General features: G+C 62.4%; 14 protein-coding genes and 1 riboswitch. Of the genes, 7 read left to right on the top strand and 7 right to left on the bottom strand.

Features of this window, described 5'->3' with window-relative positions:
• Window positions 1–200: 200 nt before the first annotated feature.
• Window positions 201–1,223 carry a substrate-binding domain-containing protein gene (locus EN885_RS14405; protein WP_095484412.1) on the bottom strand — a complete coding sequence of 341 codons (1,023 nt, stop codon included), beginning with the start codon at window positions 1,221–1,223 and terminating at the stop codon, window positions 201–203.
• 365 nt (window positions 1,224–1,588) lie between these two features.
• On the opposite strand from EN885_RS14405, the gene EN885_RS14400 reads away from it, so the two are divergent.
• The 5 genes from EN885_RS14400 (at window position 1,589) to ugpC (ending at window position 8,162) form a co-directional block, all read left to right on the top strand.
• Entirely contained in the window at window positions 1,589–2,944 is a 1,356-nt protein-coding gene (locus tag EN885_RS14400; RefSeq protein WP_095484413.1) for an ABC transporter substrate-binding protein, read from the top strand.
• Window positions 2,945–3,185: 241 nt separating this feature from the next.
• Window positions 3,186–4,199 (top strand): sugar ABC transporter permease, encoded by a 1,014-nt coding sequence (locus tag EN885_RS14395; protein WP_095484414.1) that lies wholly within the window; start codon window positions 3,186–3,188, stop codon window positions 4,197–4,199.
• 1 nt (window position 4,200) lies between these two features.
• On the top strand, window positions 4,201–5,355 hold the full coding sequence (locus EN885_RS14390) for a carbohydrate ABC transporter permease (protein WP_095484415.1): 1,155 nt from the start codon (window positions 4,201–4,203) through the stop codon (window positions 5,353–5,355).
• A gap of 4 nt (window positions 5,356–5,359) precedes the next feature.
• Window positions 5,360–7,024, top strand: a complete 1,665-nt coding sequence (locus EN885_RS14385; protein ID WP_128242302.1) for an alpha-glucosidase — start codon at window positions 5,360–5,362, stop codon at window positions 7,022–7,024.
• 25 nt (window positions 7,025–7,049) lie between these two features.
• Window positions 7,050–8,162 carry a sn-glycerol-3-phosphate ABC transporter ATP-binding protein UgpC gene (gene ugpC / locus EN885_RS14380; RefSeq protein ID WP_128242301.1) on the top strand — a complete coding sequence of 371 codons (1,113 nt, stop codon included), beginning with the start codon at window positions 7,050–7,052 and terminating at the stop codon, window positions 8,160–8,162.
• A gap of 194 nt (window positions 8,163–8,356) precedes the next feature.
• Here ugpC and EN885_RS14375 read toward each other — a convergent pair whose 3' ends face one another.
• From EN885_RS14375 to EN885_RS14365, 3 genes are all read right to left on the bottom strand, one after another.
• Window positions 8,357–8,593, bottom strand: a complete 237-nt coding sequence (locus EN885_RS14375; protein WP_095484417.1) for a DUF680 domain-containing protein — start codon at window positions 8,591–8,593, stop codon at window positions 8,357–8,359.
• A 72-nt stretch (window positions 8,594–8,665) separates the two neighbouring features.
• Window positions 8,666–8,887 (bottom strand): DUF680 domain-containing protein, encoded by a 222-nt coding sequence (locus EN885_RS14370; protein ID WP_095484418.1) that lies wholly within the window; start codon window positions 8,885–8,887, stop codon window positions 8,666–8,668.
• A 127-nt stretch (window positions 8,888–9,014) separates the two neighbouring features.
• Window positions 9,015–9,218, bottom strand: a complete 204-nt coding sequence (locus EN885_RS14365; protein ID WP_095484419.1) for a DUF680 domain-containing protein — start codon at window positions 9,216–9,218, stop codon at window positions 9,015–9,017.
• Between the two features lie 508 nt (window positions 9,219–9,726).
• Window positions 9,727–9,929: riboswitch (cobalamin riboswitch) on the top strand.
• 213 nt (window positions 9,930–10,142) lie between these two features.
• Here EN885_RS14365 and EN885_RS14360 point away from each other — a divergent pair.
• Both EN885_RS14360 and EN885_RS14355 read left to right on the top strand, forming a co-directional pair.
• Window positions 10,143–11,390: an aromatic ring-hydroxylating dioxygenase subunit alpha gene (locus EN885_RS14360; protein ID WP_128242300.1), complete on the top strand. Its 1,248-nt coding sequence runs from the start codon at window positions 10,143–10,145 to the stop codon at window positions 11,388–11,390.
• A 24-nt stretch (window positions 11,391–11,414) separates the two neighbouring features.
• Window positions 11,415–12,530, top strand: coding sequence for a hybrid-cluster NAD(P)-dependent oxidoreductase (locus EN885_RS14355; protein ID WP_128242369.1), 1,116 nt, complete (start codon window positions 11,415–11,417; stop codon window positions 12,528–12,530).
• A gap of 71 nt (window positions 12,531–12,601) precedes the next feature.
• Here EN885_RS14355 and EN885_RS14350 read toward each other — a convergent pair whose 3' ends face one another.
• The 3 genes from EN885_RS14350 to EN885_RS14340 form a co-directional block, all read right to left on the bottom strand.
• Window positions 12,602–13,348 (bottom strand): FAD-binding oxidoreductase, encoded by a 747-nt coding sequence (locus EN885_RS14350; protein WP_126103958.1) that lies wholly within the window; start codon window positions 13,346–13,348, stop codon window positions 12,602–12,604.
• Window positions 13,345–13,956: a molybdopterin-dependent oxidoreductase gene (locus EN885_RS14345; protein ID WP_128242299.1), complete on the bottom strand. Its 612-nt coding sequence runs from the start codon at window positions 13,954–13,956 to the stop codon at window positions 13,345–13,347. Before EN885_RS14345 ends, EN885_RS14350 begins: the two co-directional genes overlap by 4 nt.
• A gap of 100 nt (window positions 13,957–14,056) precedes the next feature.
• Window positions 14,057–15,595, bottom strand: coding sequence for a DegQ family serine endoprotease (locus EN885_RS14340; RefSeq protein WP_128242298.1), 1,539 nt, complete (start codon window positions 15,593–15,595; stop codon window positions 14,057–14,059).
• Window positions 15,596–15,774 lie beyond the last annotated feature (179 nt).

The raw sequence follows: 15,774 nt of genomic DNA, 5'->3' as shown, positions 1-15,774 counted from the left end.
TATACCACGAATGCCTGATCGCAACCACGCCCACCGATGGCTCAATGGTGACAGCCCTTGAAAGAAAGACCGGCCATGTCCTTACTAGCCGTCTGGTAACGGGCCCAACGGTGCCATCCGAGGTCAACTTGCGCCGTCGCGCAAGTGACGTGGATGACTGGATCGAACTCGTCGCTCAGAATGATTTGGCTTCGACCCCCCTAACCCGGCGCGCCGGCGACCGATCCCCTGATCACCAGATCGACCGGCCAGACTTCGCCGCGGGCGCCCTCCTCCAGGCCGGAAATCCGCGCCGCCAGGCGCTCGGCGACGCGGGCGCCGGCCAGGCGGATCGACGAACGCGTCGTCGACAACGGCACCGAAAAATTCTCCGGCTTCAGCCAGGCGAAGACGTCGTCATGGGCGATCAGCGACAGGTCGCCCGGGATGGTCAGGCCGAGATCGCGCACCGCGCGCACGACGCCGAGCGCCATGATCAGGCTGGAGCAGGCGATCGCTGTCGGCGCATCGCTCTGCTCGAGCAACCGTCTGGCGGCGCGGTAGCCGTTCTCCTCGGTCATGGCGAGGGAACAGACATGGCCTTCGCCAAGCACCAGACCGCTCGCTGCCAATGCCCGGCGCACGCCACGCTCGCGGTGGATGGCGAAAGTCTCGCGGTCGTCGCCGTTGATCAGCGCCAACCGCCGGTGACCGAGCTGGACGAGCAGCCGTGCCGCCTCGTGGAAGGCACCCTCATTATCGATGTCGGTGAAAGGGTAGTCGAAATCGAGCCCTTCGCTGCGGCCATGGACGATAAACGGGATGCCGAGCGTGTTGACCAGCGCCACCCGCCGGTCGGCCGGCTTCGGCGAGGAGATGTAGACGGCGTCGACCTGCCGGTTGGCGACAATACGCCGGTAGGTCGTCTCCTGGTCGTCGGCATCGGCCGGGGACAGCGCCAGGTCGAGTTCATGCGAACGGGCATAGTCGCCGAGACCGGACAGGAATTCGACGAAATGCGGGTCGATGTCGACGGCCGTGCCGGTCGGCAAGACATAACCGATCATCCCGGTCTTGCCGGTGGCCAGCCGGCGCGCGCTCGGGTTGGGTCGGTAGCCGTGGCGCTTGGCTGCGTCGATCACCCGCCGGCGCGTTTCCTCATTGACTTCCGGGTAGCCGTTCAGCGCGCGGCTTACCGTTGTCTGCGAAAGCGCCAGCATGTGGGAGAGCTGTTTGAGGTTCACCGGAGGCCTCCAAGCCTCAAAGCGCTTTAACTATGGATCGGCCTAGCCGCTACGGGCAGCCCTGCCTGATGCAAAGACCATAAGCACCGTTTCCGACCAGTTTGAAGCAAAATATGCTGCCGCAGCGCCAAAAAAGCATGCTGCAGCGCACTTTAGTTGCTCTTATATCGCGAAAATTAAATCGATTAGCACGCGACCCCTCTTGACTCCTGATCGATTCAGTGGCGTGATCGAAAAGACCAAAGCGCTTTGGAAGACTCTTCGAAAGGTTGCGGTTCCTTTCCGACTGAGTCACAGTCCTGCAGCGTCGGCGGACGGAATGGAGGTTCCGTCCGAGTGTTTGTCACCACTGGGAGGGAATACCGATGAAGAAAATGCTTCTGCTGAGCGCCGCCTTTGTCGCGCTCGCCCTGGGCGCGCCGGCGCAAGCCGAACTGAAATTCAAGCCGGGCGAAGATCCCCGCTTCAACTGGGCGAATTACGAAGACCTCAAGAAAGTCGACCTCAAGGGCGAGACGCTGTCGATCTTCGGGCCATGGCGCGGCGAGGACGAGGGGCTCATCCGCACCGTTCTCGACTATTTCTCGGAAGCCACCGGCGCCGAGATCAAATACTCCTCGTCGGAAAATTACGAACAGCAGATCGTCATCGACACGCAGGCCGGCAGCCCGCCCAACATTGCCGTGCTGCCGCAGCCGGGCCTGATCCAGGACCTGGCGTCCAAGGGCCTGCTGACGCCGCTCGGCGACGACACCGCCAACTGGATCAAGGACAATTACGGCGCCGGCCAGTCATGGGTCGATCTCGGCACCTTCAACGACAAGGACGGCAAGCCGGGCTTCTTCGCCTTTCCCTACAAGGCCGACGTGAAATCGCTGGTCTGGTACTCGCCTGACAATTTCGAGGAAGCCGACTACGAGGTGCCGAAGACGCAGGAAGAACTCGCCGAGCTCGAAAAGAAGATCATCGCCGACGGCGGCACGCCATGGTGCATCGGGCTCGGTTCGGGCGGCGCCACCGGCTGGCCGGCGACCGACTGGGTCGAGGACATCATGCTGCGCACCCAGACGCCCGAAACTTACGACAAGTGGGTGAAGAACGAAATTCCGTTCAACGATCCCGCGGTGGTCAATGCCATCGACATTTTCGGCAAGATCGCGACCGACGACAAAATGGTCGACGGCGGCGCCAAGGCGGTTGCCGCGACCGACTTCCGCGACAGCCCGAAAGGCCTCTTCTCGGTGCCGCCGAAGTGCTATCTGCATCATCAGGCGTCATTCATCCCGACCTTCTTTCCGGAAGGCACAGAGATCGGCCAGGATGCCGACTTCTTCTACTTCCCACCTTACGCCTCTAAGCCTGACCTCGGCACCCCGGTGCTCGGCGCCGGCACGCTGGCCATGATCACTAAAGATAGCAAGGGTGCCCGCGCGTTCATCGAATTCCTGAAGATGCCGCTCGCCCATGAGATTTGGATGGCCCAGGGCGGTTTCGTGACGCCGCTCAAATCGGTCAACAAGGATGCCTATGCCAGCGACGCGCTGAAGAAGCAGGGCGAAATCCTTGCCGAAGCCTCAACCTTCCGCTTCGACGGATCCGACCTGATGCCGGGCAAGATCGGCGCCGGCGCCTTCTGGACCGGCATGATCGATCTTGTCGGCGGCAAGTCCGCGCAGGATGTCGCCACCGACATCCAGAAGAGCTGGGACGCGATCAAGTAGGCGTCCCCGGCTGAACGTGCGGACTACCGATCCTGAATGGATCCGGGCCTCAATGGCCCGGATCCGACCGGCGGCCCGCGCCGCACCGATTGTCACGAGTACAACGACATTCCAGCTTGGAGTGCGATCAGCAATGGTGGAAACCGGTTTGCGTTCGATCGCTCTCAACAACTGAATCGGCCCATGATCCCGTCGCCAAAGCCATTCTCGACTGGCGGATCATGCGCAGAGGGAGGGACCCGTGGCGGCTCAGATTTTCTCGGCCATAACAGTCATCATCGTCGGCGTCGGCGGCTGCGTCGCCTATTTCTGGGGCGCCAACAAGCTGGTGGACATCATCTTCCCGTCGCGTGGCGTCGCAGGTGCTGCGGCCATCGACAATTTGCGCCGGCAGGGGATGATCCGGCCGTGGCTGTTCGTCGGCCCGGCCATGATCATCCTCACCATCTATTTGATCTACCCGGTGGTGGAGACGCTCAGGCTGTCGTTCCTCGATCGCGGCGGCGCCAACTTCGTCGGCTTCGCCAACTATGAATGGGCGCTCGGCGACCGCGAGTTCCGCACCTCCATCCTCAACAACATCATCTGGCTGGCGGTCGTGCCCGCCGCCTGCACCTTCCTCGGGCTGATCATCGCCGTCCTCACCGACAAGATCTGGTGGGGCACCATCGCCAAGAGCCTCATCTTCCTGCCGCTGGCCATCTCCTTCGTCGGCGCCAGCGTCATCTGGAAATTCATCTATGAGTATAGAGGCGCCGGCCAGACGCAGATCGGCTTGCTCAACGCCATCATCCAGTATTTCGGCGGCCAGCCGCAGGTCTGGATATCGCTGCCGTTCTGGAACAATTTCTTCCTGATGATCATCCTGATCTGGATCCAGACCGGCTTTGCCATGGTCATCCTGTCCTCAGCCTTGCGGGGGATTCCCGAAGAGACGCTGGAAGCGGCCGTCATCGACGGCGCCAATCCGTTCCAGATCTTCTGGAAGATCATGGTGCCGCAGATCTGGGGCACGATCGCCGTCGTCTGGACCACCATCACCATCCTGGTGCTGAAGGTGTTCGACATCGTGCTGACCATGACCAACGGCCAATGGAATAGCCAGGTGCTGGCCAATCTGATGTTCGACTGGATGTTCCGCGGCGGCGGTGATTTCGGCCGTGGCGCGACCATCGCCATCATCATCATGATCGCGGTCATTCCGATCATGGTCTGGAACATCCGCCAGGCGAACAAAGAGACGGGAGGACATTGAGATGGCCGTGGCGACCGGAAAGTCTTTTGCCAGCCGTTTCGGCGTCCATATCGCCGTCTTCATCTTCGTCGCGATCTGGACCATCCCGACCCTCGGCATTCTCGTCTCGTCGCTGCGCGACAAGGATCAGATCATCGCCTCGGGCTGGTGGAACTCGTTTGCCAGTTCCACCCAGACGGAAGCGGGCCGGCTGCCGCCCGCCTCGGCGCAAGTCGAGAAGGACGGCAAGTTCGTCCTCGAGGGCAACATCTTCGGCGAGGATGCGGCCCGCGACATCAGCGCCTTCGGCGTCAAGTCGGCGGCGCCGACGCAATATCCCGCCGGCACGACAGCCGATCTCGGCGACGGCGAGACCTTGCAGCTCAACGCCGACGGCAGTTTCGTCATGACCTCAACGAAGCCCTTCGAGGGCATGCGCGGCCAGCGCGTCTACTACGCCTCGTCGGCGCCGCCGAAGTTCACCACCGACAATTACAATACGGTGCTGTTTTCGGAGGGCATCGGCCGCTCGTTCATTAATTCGCTGACCGTCACCATCCCGGCGACTGTCATCCCGATCCTGATCGCGGCGTTCGCGGCCTATGCGCTGGCCTGGATGCGCTTTCCCGGCCGGGCATTGCTCATCGCGGTTATCATCGGCCTCCTGGTCGTGCCGCTGCAAATGTCGCTGATCCCGCTGCTGAAGCTCTACAACGGCGTCGGCAGCTTCTTCGGCGTGCCGTCGAAAACCTATCTCGGCATCTGGCTGGCGCATACCGGCTTCGGTCTGCCTTTCGCTATCTATCTCCTGAGAAGCTACATTGCCGGCCTGCCGCGCGAAATCATGGAATCGGCGCGCATCGACGGCGCCAGCGATTTCGAGATCTTCGTCAAGATCGTGCTGCCGCTGTCGTTCCCGGTGCTGGCCTCCTTCGCCATCTTCCAGTTTCTGTGGGTGTGGAACGACCTGCTGGTTGCGATGGTTTTCCTCGGCACTGAGGGCGACCAGATCGTGCTGACCGCCAAGCTCAATGCGTTGCTCGGCTCGCGCGGCGGCGACTGGGAGATCCTGACGACATCGGCTTTCATCACCATTGTCGTGCCGCTGATCGTGTTCTTCTCGCTGCAGCGCTATTTCGTCCGCGGGCTGCTCGCCGGCTCAGTGAAAGGTGGTTGAGATCATGCAATCCGCTGTGAAAGCGACGTTGAGCCCCGACCTCGCCGTCGGCCGCGACTGGTGGCGCGGTGCCGTGATCTACCAGATCTATCCGCGCAGCTATCAGGATTCGAACGGCGACGGCATCGGCGACCTCAGGGGCATCATCGCCAGGCTGCCCTATATCGCTGCGCTCGGCGTCGATGCCATCTGGATCTCGCCGTTCTTCAAATCACCGATGAAGGATTTCGGCTACGACGTGTCAGACTATTGCGACGTCGATCCGATGTTCGGCACGCTGGCCGATTTCGATGCCTTGACCGCCGAGTCGCACAGGCTCGGGCTCAAGGTGATGATCGACGAGGTGCTGTCGCATACGGCCGACATCCATCCGTGGTTTAGGGAAAGCCGCTCGAGCCGCACCAATCCCAAGGCAGACTGGTATGTCTGGGCCGACGCCAAGCCCGACGGCACGCCACCCAACAACTGGCTGTCAATCTTCGGCGGCTCTGCCTGGCAGTGGGACACCAGCCGCCAGCAATATTACCTGCATAATTTCCTGGCCGAGCAGCCCGATCTTAATTTCCACAGCCGCGCCGTCCAGGACGCGCTGCTCGATGTCACCCGCTTCTGGCTGGAGCGCGGCGTCGACGGTTTCCGCCTCGACACCATCAACTTCTATTTCCACAGCCAGGGCCTGGAGGACAATCCGCCGCTGCCGCCCGAAGAACGCAACGACCAGACTGCTCCTTCCGTCAACCCTTACAACTACCAGGACCACCTCTACGACAAGAGCCGCCCCGAAAACCTCGGCTTCCTCGAGCGCTTCCGCGCCCTGCTCGACGAGTATCCGGCGACAGCGGCGGTCGGCGAAGTCGGCGATTCGCAACGCGGGCTGGAGGTGGTGGCGGCCTATACCGCCGGCGGCAAGCGCGTGCACATGTGTTATTCGTTCGACTTCCTGGCGCCCGAAAAAATCAGCGCGGCCAAGGTGCGTTCGGTGCTGGAAGCCTTCGGCAAGGTCGCCAGCGACGGCTGGTCATGCTGGGCGTTCTCCAACCACGACGTGATGCGCACTGCCTCACGCTGGGCGGCCGGCGAAGCCGACCAGACCGCCTATCTCAAGGTGATCTCGGCGCTGCTGATGTCGCTGCGCGGCTCGGTCTGCATCTATCAGGGCGAGGAGCTTGGTCTTGGCGAAGCGGAATTGCAATTCGAGGATCTCCAGGACCCCTACGGCATCCGCTTCTGGCCGGAATTCAAGGGCCGCGACGGCTGCCGCACGCCGATGGTCTGGGATGGCGACGACAGCAATGGCGGCTTCTCCAAGGCAAAGCCATGGCTGCCCGTGCCCGCCAAGCACCTTTCGCAAGCATTCGATGTGCAGCAGGGCGACGACAGCTCGCTGCTCGAACACTACCGGCGCTTTCTCGCCTTCCGCCGTTTGCATCCGGCGCTGGCCAAGGGCGATATCGACTTCATCGAGAGCGAGGGCGATACGGTCGCCTTCACGCGCCGCGAGGGCAACGAGCAGATCGTCTGCGTCTTCAATCTCGGCAGCCGACCGGCGGAAGTCAATCTCGGCGGACGCTCGCTGCAGCCCTTGCCGGGGCACGGGTTTTCGGGACAGACTGGCGCCGGCTCTATCCGCCTCGGCGGCTACGGCGCCTGGTTCGGGCGCATCGACTGAGTTTGCAATTCACTGGAGGGAACCCATGTCCGATGTCACGCTAAGGCAAGTGAAGAAATCATACGGCAATCTCAACATTCTCCACGGTATCGACCTCGACATAAAGTCGGGCGAGTTCATCGTCTTCGTCGGCCCTTCGGGTTGCGGCAAGTCGACCTTGCTGCGGTCCATCGCCGGGCTTGAGGAAATCACCTCCGGGGAGCTCAAGATCGCCGGCGAGGTGGTCAACGACGTGCCACCGTCGAAGCGGGGCATTGCCATGGTGTTCCAGTCCTATGCGCTCTACCCGCACATGACCGTCTACGACAACATGGCGTTCTCGATGAAGATCGGCAAGGAGAGCAAGGCCGAGATCGACAAGCGGGTGCGCCAAGCGGCGGAAATCCTGCAGCTGACCAAATATCTCGACCGCTTGCCCAAAGCGATGTCGGGCGGCCAACGCCAGCGCGTCGCCATCGGCCGCGCCATCGTGCGCAACCCGAAGGTCTTCCTGTTCGACGAGCCACTGTCGAACCTCGACGCGGCACTGCGCGTCGCCACCCGCATCGAGATCGCCAAGCTCAAGGAGTCGATGCCTGCCACAACAATGATCTACGTGACCCACGACCAGGTCGAGGCGATGACGCTGGCCGACCGCATCGTGGTGCTCAAGGACGGCCATATCGAGCAGGTCGGCACGCCGATGGAGCTCTACAAGAAACCCGGCAATCTGTTCGTCGCCCAGTTCATCGGCTCGCCGGCAATGAACATCCTGCCGGCGACGATCGACAAATCAGGCAACCCGACCATCGTCAGCCATGTCGGCGGGCGCAAGGCGACGGTGCCGATCGCCACGCCGGCCTCAGCGAAGGGCGCTTCGGTGAGCTTCGGCGTGCGGCCGGAGGATCTGATGATCGCTAGCGGCGCGGATTATCTTTTCGAGGGAACGGTAGATTATGTCGAGCAGCTCGGCGAGGTCCAGCTCGTCTATGTCGACATCGGCCGCGCCGACCTGCCGCTGGTGACCAAGCTGCCCGGCAATGTCGAGGTCAAGCGGGGTGCGACGCTGCGGTTGAGTGCCGATGCCGGCGACCTGCATATTTTCGATACCGACGGGCGGTCCTTCACGCTTCACGAAGCGGAAGCAAAGGCGGCCTGAGAACGGCAGCAGACTGCCGAGCAGTTGTTTGGCGAAGCCAAAAACAAGAGCGGCGGGCAAAGCCCGCCGCTCTTGTGCATTCAGGTCGCTGTTAGAGCGACGTGCGTCCAAGTGGACGCATAAAGTACGCTCTAACACTTTGAACCTACGCATCGTGCTTTCCGAAAATCGATTCCGATTTTCGGGCCGATGCGCTAGCGGCCGAACAGGTTCCGGTCGCTGCCCTGCGGGGCGGACTTCTCTACGTCGCCCGACGAATTGAGCAGCTTGTAGACCGGCGAGCCGGTGTTGCGTACCGAAGACGTCTGCGTGTTGTCGACGTTGACGGTCGCCTGCTTGTTGATGTCGGTCCCGCCAACATTGTCGTTGTTGGCAAAGGCGCTGCCGGCAGCAAGCAAAAGCGCGGCGGCGGTAAGAACGATCTTCTTCATTTCAGTGCTCCTGGATTTTCGTATCCCATCAGCGCGGCAGGCAAATGCCGCCGCTGCTGTTGGAACTGGCTGTTAGTTGTTGCCGAAGAGGTTACGGTCGCTGCCGTGGACAGGTTTCTCGTCGGCCGGAACCGGATTCTGCGCCGAAGCGGAATTCTGAACCGAAGCCGTGTATGAGTTGTCGGCCGCAGCGGCCGGCTGGTTGGCGCCGTTCGATCCATAGTTGTCGCTACCGGCAAAAGCGCTGCCGGAGATGGCCAGAATGGCGGCGGTGGCAAGAACAATCTTCTTCATTTCCAATACTCCTGAATTTCTAAAGATCCCCAGCGGCGGACCTGCCGCCGCTCTGTCTTCTTGTTTGACCATGATCTTTTCCGAAAACCGGTTTCCACTTTTCGGGATCATGGTCTGGGCTCAGCTGTTAGTTGTTGCCGAAAAGGTTGCGGTCGGCGCCCTGGACGGCGGGCTTTTCAGCGTGAGCCGGCTTCTGAATGGAAGCCGTGTACGAGCTGTCGACCGCAGCGGTCGGCTGGTTGGCGCCGTTGGACCCATAATGGTCGCTGCCGGCAAAGGCGCTGCCGGTGATGGCCAGAACGGCGACGGCAGTAAGAGCAATCTTTTTCATTTTTGGTACTCCAGTATCTTAGTTTTCCGTCCGGCTAGCGGCGTGTCTTGGAAGGAATTCGCGTCGTTCGGACAGCCCCGATGTGGGAAGGCCATCCCGCAGATTCCAATCACGAAGTTGTTCCGTGTGGACCAAGAATCTACACCTTGAAATTGTACCAGACGCTTCTACAGGCGCTGCTTTATCTTTTATTTTCAAAGGTTTATGCCAAAGTCGCCATTTGACGATTTGACGGATTGGCGGACTTGCGTTCACAGCGTCATGCACGCATTGTCAACAGAAACGAACCGTTCGGTTCGATTTTAGAAGCGGCTAATAGTCACTTTTGGAAACTGTTAACCTTCTTTGCCTCCGCCGCGGGTCGGAATTCGATGTCACGGCGGCCGACAATGGCGGCCGAAAAAATGGGTTTCAGCCCTGCAATTACCAACCTGCACGTTTCGCGGGCCGTGTCGCGCCGCATGGATACGATGTCGCTTTCATGCCGACAGCCAGCTGGCCGTCATGATTAGATGACGCCATCTCAGGTGCCGCTTGGTGACGACGAAGCGGAGAATTGGGAAGCCGGTCAAATCCCGGCGCTGCCCCCGCAACGGTGGTGGAGTTCAAGTCGCAACGGGAGACCACTGGGCCACAAGCCTGGGAAGGTGTCGCGACTGTCCGCAAGGACACTCCAGAGCCCGGAAACCAGCCCGAGGTGTCTAGACTCGACTGATCGCGGTGGGCGGTCAAGAGGTGGATGATGCATGTCTGGCCTGTCGCCGGCGTGCAAGCGATCCCTCCTCAATCACCACCAGTTCAGTCTTTGGAGCGACATGCGTCCATCTGGACGCATAAAGTACGCTCCAAGACTTTGAATTGCGCATCGTGCTTTCCGAAATCGATTCCGATTTCGGGCCGATGCGACGGCTATGAGGACAGGACATGGATTCGCGCAACGACATGCTGAGGCTCTTGCACGGCCGCAGGCAAGGCTATTCGCTCGAGCAGCCCTTCTACACCGATCCCGATTTCTTCAAGCTCGACATGGAGCTGATCTGGTATCGCGATTGGCTGTTCATCGGCCACGATTGCGAGTTGCCGAAGCCGGGCAGCTACATCACCGCCCAGATCGGCGACTATCCGGTCGTGCTGGTCCGCGACCAGCAAGGCAAGATCAATGCCTTCCACAATTCCTGCCGGCATCGCGGCAGCCGCGTCTGCAACGCCGACAAGGGCACGGCGGCAAAGCTCGTCTGCCCCTATCACCAGTGGACCTACGAGCTAGACGGCCGGCTCTTGTTCGCCCGCCAGATGGCGGACGGCTTCGACAAGAGCCAGTTCGGCCTCAAGCCGGTGGCTTGCGAAAGTGTCGGCGGCTACATCTTCATCTGCCTGGCCAAGGAGCCCGCCGATTTCGCGCCGATGCGCGCCATGATCGAGCCTTACCTGCTGCCGCACCGGCTGCGCGAGGCAAAGGTCGCCTTCGAATCGACCATCGTCGAGAAGGGCAATTGGAAGCTCGTCTGGGAGAACAACCGCGAGTGCTATCATTGCGCCGGCAATCATCCGGAACTGTGCAAGACATTCCCGGAAGCGCCGACCGTGACCGGCGTGCAGGGCGCCGACAGCGATCCTGAGATGCTGGCGCACTGGGCGAAATGCGAGGCGGCGGGCCTGCCGAGCAAGTTCCGCATCGATCCGGCCGGGCAATACCGCGCCACCCGCGCACCGCTGCTGCGCGACGCTGTCAGCTATACGATGACGGGAACACGCGCCGTGAAGAAGAACCTTTCCGACAGCGTTTCGACCGACCGTGTCGGCTCGCTGCTGCTCTATCACTATCCGACGACCTGGAACCACATCCTCGGCGATCATGCGGTCACCTTCCGCGTGTTGCCGATCAGCGCCACGGAAACCGCCGTGACAACCAAATGGCTCGTCCATAAGGACGCGGTCGAAGGCGTCGACTACGACCTTGCCGAACTCACCCATGTATGGACCGAGACCAACGACCAGGACCGCCGCATCGTCGAGGAAAACGCCTTCGGCATCCTGTCGCCGGCCTATGAGCCCGGCCCTTATTCGGAACTGCATGAGGGCGGCGTCATCCAGTTCGTCGAATGGTACGCCTCCTTCATCGGGCCGCGCCTAGCCGAGGACGGCCGGCCGGCATTGCGCAGCGTCGCCTGAGAGAAACGTGAAGAGATGAACGCAATGACGGACCTCGGGCTCTACCGCCATCTCGACGAGATGGCGCCCTGGAACGACAGGCTCCAGGTGCTGGAGGTGATCGGCGTCAGCGACGAGGCGCCTGACGTGAAGACCTTCACCTTCCGCTCCGACAACCAGACCTGGTTCCGCTACAGACCGGGCCAGTTCGTGACGTTGGAATTGCCGACCATCGACGGCCCGCTGATGCGGACCTATACGCTGTCGTCCTCGCCGTCGCGCCCGTTCTCGATCACTGTGACGGCGAAGGCGCAGGCCGGCAGTCTAGGCACGCGCTGGATGTTCGACAATCTGAAGCCCGGCGTTCATGTAAAAGCCTATGGGCCGACGGGCGACTTTTCGCTGCATAGCCATCCCGCGGCCAAGTATCTGTTCATTTCGGCCGGCTCCGGAGTGACGCCGATGATGTCGATGTTGCGCTGGCTGAACGACTGCGCGCCATGGACCGATGTCGGCTTCGTCAACTGCGCGCGAAAGCCCGAGGAGATCATCTTCCGCAAGGAGCTCGAGCTGCTGGGCAGCCGCATGCCGGGCCTCACGCTTGGCTTCATGATCGAGGAGCGCTCCAGCCGCGAGGGCTGGTTCGGCCATATGGGCCGGATCGACGCGATACGGCTGCCGCTGCTGGCGCCCGATTTTCGCGAGCGCGAAATCTTCTGCTGCGGCCCCGACCCGTTCATGCGTGCGGTGCGGCAGATGCTGGAGGCCACCGGCTTCGATATGGGCAACTATCATCAGGAGAGCTTCGCGACCCCGGTGGTGGAGGAAATACCGGCTCCATTCGCTTCGTCAGCAGCGGGTGGGCCGGCAGAGGGCGGGGTCGAGGCACCTGCTGAGGCCGCAACGCCGATCCGCTTTTCGCTTTCGGATGTCGATGCCGACTGCGTTGCCGGCCAGACCGTGCTGCAGACGGCGCGCGCTTCGGGCGTGCGCATCCCGGCGGCCTGCGAGTTCGGCCTGTGTGGAACCTGCAAGGTGAAAAAGGTCTCGGGCACGGTCGAGATGAGCCACAATGGCGGCATCCTCGATCACGAGATCGACGACGGCTTCATCCTTGCCTGCTGTTCGAAGCCGCTGACGGCGATCGAGATCGAGGCATGACCGGCGGCCCTAAAGCGCGTCGCGTTTTGACCGGCCTTATGCGACGCGCTTAGGTTGTTGCGCGACATGCATTAGACCCCGTAGCGCTCGGTGCGGATGAGGCTTGCCGGAACGCCGGCATCGATCAGCGCCTGGGCGGCGGCCGACACGAAGGCATTCGAGCCGCAGACAAAGGCGAACCTTGGCGGCGCGGGCAGCCGCACCATCGACTGCTCTATCATCGCGGCATCGATCCGCCGTGAATAGTCCGCCGGGCGCCGGGCCGGCTCGCGGGTCAGCGCCAACACCAGATCGAAGCCGTCCCGGCGATCGTGGAAGTCGATCAGCTCGTCGCGAAAGATCACCTCGTCCCAGATCCGTGCGGAAAACACCAGCGTGGCAGGCACCGCCGATTTGCGTGCGGCGCGATGGCGGATCATCGCCATCAGCGGCACCACGCCCGACCCGCCGCCGACCAGCAGAAGCGGGCCGCCGTCACTGTCGGACCAGACAAAGTGTCCGCCGAGCGGGCCGCGCAGCTCGACCTCGTCGCCGACTGCCGCGACCTCGTGGAAGAACGGCGAGACCTCGCCATCATCGAGCCTTTCGATCGCCAGCTCGATCGTCTCGCCGGCTTCCGGCGCCGAGGCAATGGAGTAGGAACGGCGCGCCTGATAGCCATCCGGCGCCGTCAGCCTGACATCGACATGCTGCCCGGCACGATAGGCGAAGGGCCGTGACGGCCGGAGAAAAAAGCTGGTGACGCGCGGCGTGCGCTTTTCGATGCGGGTGATGGTCACCGTCTGCCAGGGCGACTGCGCCGCCGGCCCGTCGTTCATGGATCGCCCGTATAGCGCTGCTCGCGCCACGGGTCGCCATAGATATGATAGCCACGCAGTTCCCAGAAACCCGGCTCGTCGCGCTCGGTGAACTGCAGCCCGTTCAGCCATTTGGCCGACTTCCAGAAATAGAGATGCGGAACCAGCAGCCGCGCCGGGCCGCCATGGTCCGGCGTGATCGGCTTGCCTTCGTAAAGCAGCGCCACCATCGCCTTGCCGGCGGTGAAGTCCTTCGTCGGCACATTGGTGGTGTAGCCGTCGAAGGACAGCGCCAGCGTGAAGCCGGTCGGCGGCTCGATGCCGGCATCCGCCAGAATATCGTCGACCAGCACGCCTTGCCACGCCGTGTCGAACTTGGTCCATGCGGTGACGCAATGAATGTCGCGCGTCATCTTGGTCAAAGGCAGCGCGTTGAACTCCGTCCAATTCCACTTCTTGATCGGCCGCGGTCCGTGCTTGAGCGTGAACGACCACTCCTCGGTGCGCACACGCGGCGTCGGCCCGGCCGACAGCACCGGGAACCCTTGCTCGAGATACTGCCCCGGCGGGATGCGCGCATCCGCATCCGTCGGGGGCTTTCGTCCTGAAGAGAAGCCGCGGGTGACCATCGAGACAATCCATGCAGGTTGAAGCCAACCTGCGCTAGTCTTCTCGAAGATGCTCTGACGGGCAACCGGAATCTTGGCCGCGACCTCGCGCCAATTCGCTTCAGCCGGCGGCGAAGGGCACGGCGACGAAGATCTGCGCGTCGCCCCGTTCGACGAGCAGGAGCACGGACTTCTTGCCAGCCTTTCCGGCCTGCGCGATCGCCTGGTCCGCCTGCCTGGCGTCCCTCACCGGCGCCTGATTGACGGCGATGATGATGTCGCCCGGCTGGATCCCGGAAGCCGAGGCCGCCTTGTCAGGATTGACGCTCTCGACCAGCGCGCCGCGCTGGTTGGGCGCCAGGTTCATCGCCTGTCGGACATCCGGGGTGACGTCCATCAGGCCGAGGCCGATCGCAGGAGCACGAAGGCCCTGCTGTGCGGACGGTGTCTCTGGTCCGCCGCCGGCCGATGCCGTCTCCACATCGTCTCCATTGCGCCCGACATCGACGGAAATCTTCACATTCTGCCCTTTGCGCCAGACGCCCAGCGTTTCCGTCTCGCCGGGCGAGACATCGGCAACGGCACGCGACAGGTCCTTGGGATCCTTTATCTGCTGACCGGCGAAGCTGGTGACGACGTCGCCGGTCTCAATCCCGGCTTTTGCCGCCGGCGAGCCGTCGCTGACCTCGGAAACCAGCGCACCGCTGGGCTGACCGAGGCCGACGGCGCTCGCCACGTCGGGCGTCACCGGCTGAATCTGGACGCCGAGATAGCCATATTGGATGGAGCCGCCCTTCATCAGCTTGGCGACCACCTTTTGCGCCTGGTCCGACGGGATGGCGAAGCCGACGCCGACGCTGCCGCCATTCGGCGAAAAGATCGCCGTGTTGATGCCGACGACGTCGCCGCTCACATCCATCAGCGGACCGCCGGAATTGCCGTGGTTGATCGGTGCGTCGATCTGAATGAAGTCGTCAAACGGCCCGCTGTGCAGATCGCGGCCGCGCGCCGAGACGATGCCTGATGTAACCGTGGTGCCGAGGCCGAACGGATTGCCGAAAGCGAGCACCTGGTCGCCCGGCATGAGCTTGTCGGAATCGCCCCATTTGACGGTCGGCAAAGTCTTGTCGGATTTGATCTTGAGGACGGCGAGGTCGTTCTTGGCGTCGCGGCCGACCGGCTCGGCGGGAAGCTCGGTGCCGTCGTCGAGCGTCACCTTGATCGACGTGGCGCCATCGATGACGTGATTGTTGGTGACGATGGTGCCGTCGGCTGCGACAATGAAGCCGGAGCCGAGCGCCTCTGCGCGAGGCGCCTGCTGCTGCGGCGGGGTCCTGGGGCCGGGCAGTCCCTGGTCGCCGAAGAACTGGCGGAAATAGTCGTCGAACGGTGAGTTGTCACCGAAGGGAGCAGCGTCGCTCATGGTCTCCGACTGTGCCTTCATGACGGTGGTGATCGTCACCACTGCCGGCTTGTCGGCCGCCACGATCGGGGCGAACGATCCATTGGGCACCGTCATGCCGGTGACGGGAGGGGTCACTGTTTCTGCCAGGGCGCCATTCAGCTTGGGGGCGAGCGGCAGGATGAAAGGGCTGACGATCAATGCGGCGCCCAGCAAGGCGGCGACGCGATGTCTGCGAAGAATGTGGATGGGTGACATGGCCGTTGTCCGGGCGAGAAATTGGTCGGGCACCGTGGCGTTCCGGCTGGGAAACCGCCCATTCGGCGTGTCGAGGGTCGCCTTGCCTGTCTCGCCTGGCAGGCAGCCGACCGATCGACAGCCCCCGCATCTAGGGCGGCGATCGTGGTTTCCAGATGATATTACGAAGATTTAATATA

The organism is Mesorhizobium sp. M6A.T.Cr.TU.014.01.1.1, assembly GCF_004022765.1.
In the GTDB taxonomy this organism is placed as follows: domain Bacteria; phylum Pseudomonadota; class Alphaproteobacteria; order Rhizobiales; family Rhizobiaceae; genus Mesorhizobium; species Mesorhizobium mediterraneum.
The sequence above is the reverse complement of the archived record's forward strand: the minus strand, read 5'-3'. Positions and strand labels throughout refer to the sequence as shown.

Bases quoted from the DNA above. Each gene is read 5' to 3' on its own strand.
- EN885_RS14400 (WP_095484413.1), top strand. From the start codon at position 1,589: ATGAAGAAAATGCTTCTGCTGAGCGCCGCCTTTGTCGCGCTCGCCCTG.
- EN885_RS14390 (WP_095484415.1), top strand. From the start codon at position 4,201: ATGGCCGTGGCGACCGGAAAGTCTTTTGCCAGCCGTTTCGGCGTCCAT.
- EN885_RS14385 (WP_128242302.1), top strand. From the start codon at position 5,360: ATGCAATCCGCTGTGAAAGCGACGTTGAGCCCCGACCTCGCCGTCGGC.
- ugpC (WP_128242301.1), top strand. From the start codon at position 7,050: ATGTCCGATGTCACGCTAAGGCAAGTGAAGAAATCATACGGCAATCTC.
- EN885_RS14375 (WP_095484417.1), bottom strand. From the start codon at position 8,593: ATGAAGAAGATCGTTCTTACCGCCGCCGCGCTTTTGCTTGCTGCCGGC.
- EN885_RS14370 (WP_095484418.1), bottom strand. From the start codon at position 8,887: ATGAAGAAGATTGTTCTTGCCACCGCCGCCATTCTGGCCATCTCCGGC.
- EN885_RS14365 (WP_095484419.1), bottom strand. From the start codon at position 9,218: ATGAAAAAGATTGCTCTTACTGCCGTCGCCGTTCTGGCCATCACCGGC.
- EN885_RS14360 (WP_128242300.1), top strand. From the start codon at position 10,143: ATGGATTCGCGCAACGACATGCTGAGGCTCTTGCACGGCCGCAGGCAA.
- EN885_RS14355 (WP_128242369.1), top strand. From the start codon at position 11,415: ATGACGGACCTCGGGCTCTACCGCCATCTCGACGAGATGGCGCCCTGG.
- EN885_RS14350 (WP_126103958.1), bottom strand. From the start codon at position 13,348: ATGAACGACGGGCCGGCGGCGCAGTCGCCCTGGCAGACGGTGACCATC.
- EN885_RS14345 (WP_128242299.1), bottom strand. From the start codon at position 13,956: ATGGTCACCCGCGGCTTCTCTTCAGGACGAAAGCCCCCGACGGATGCG.
- EN885_RS14340 (WP_128242298.1), bottom strand. From the start codon at position 15,595: ATGTCACCCATCCACATTCTTCGCAGACATCGCGTCGCCGCCTTGCTG.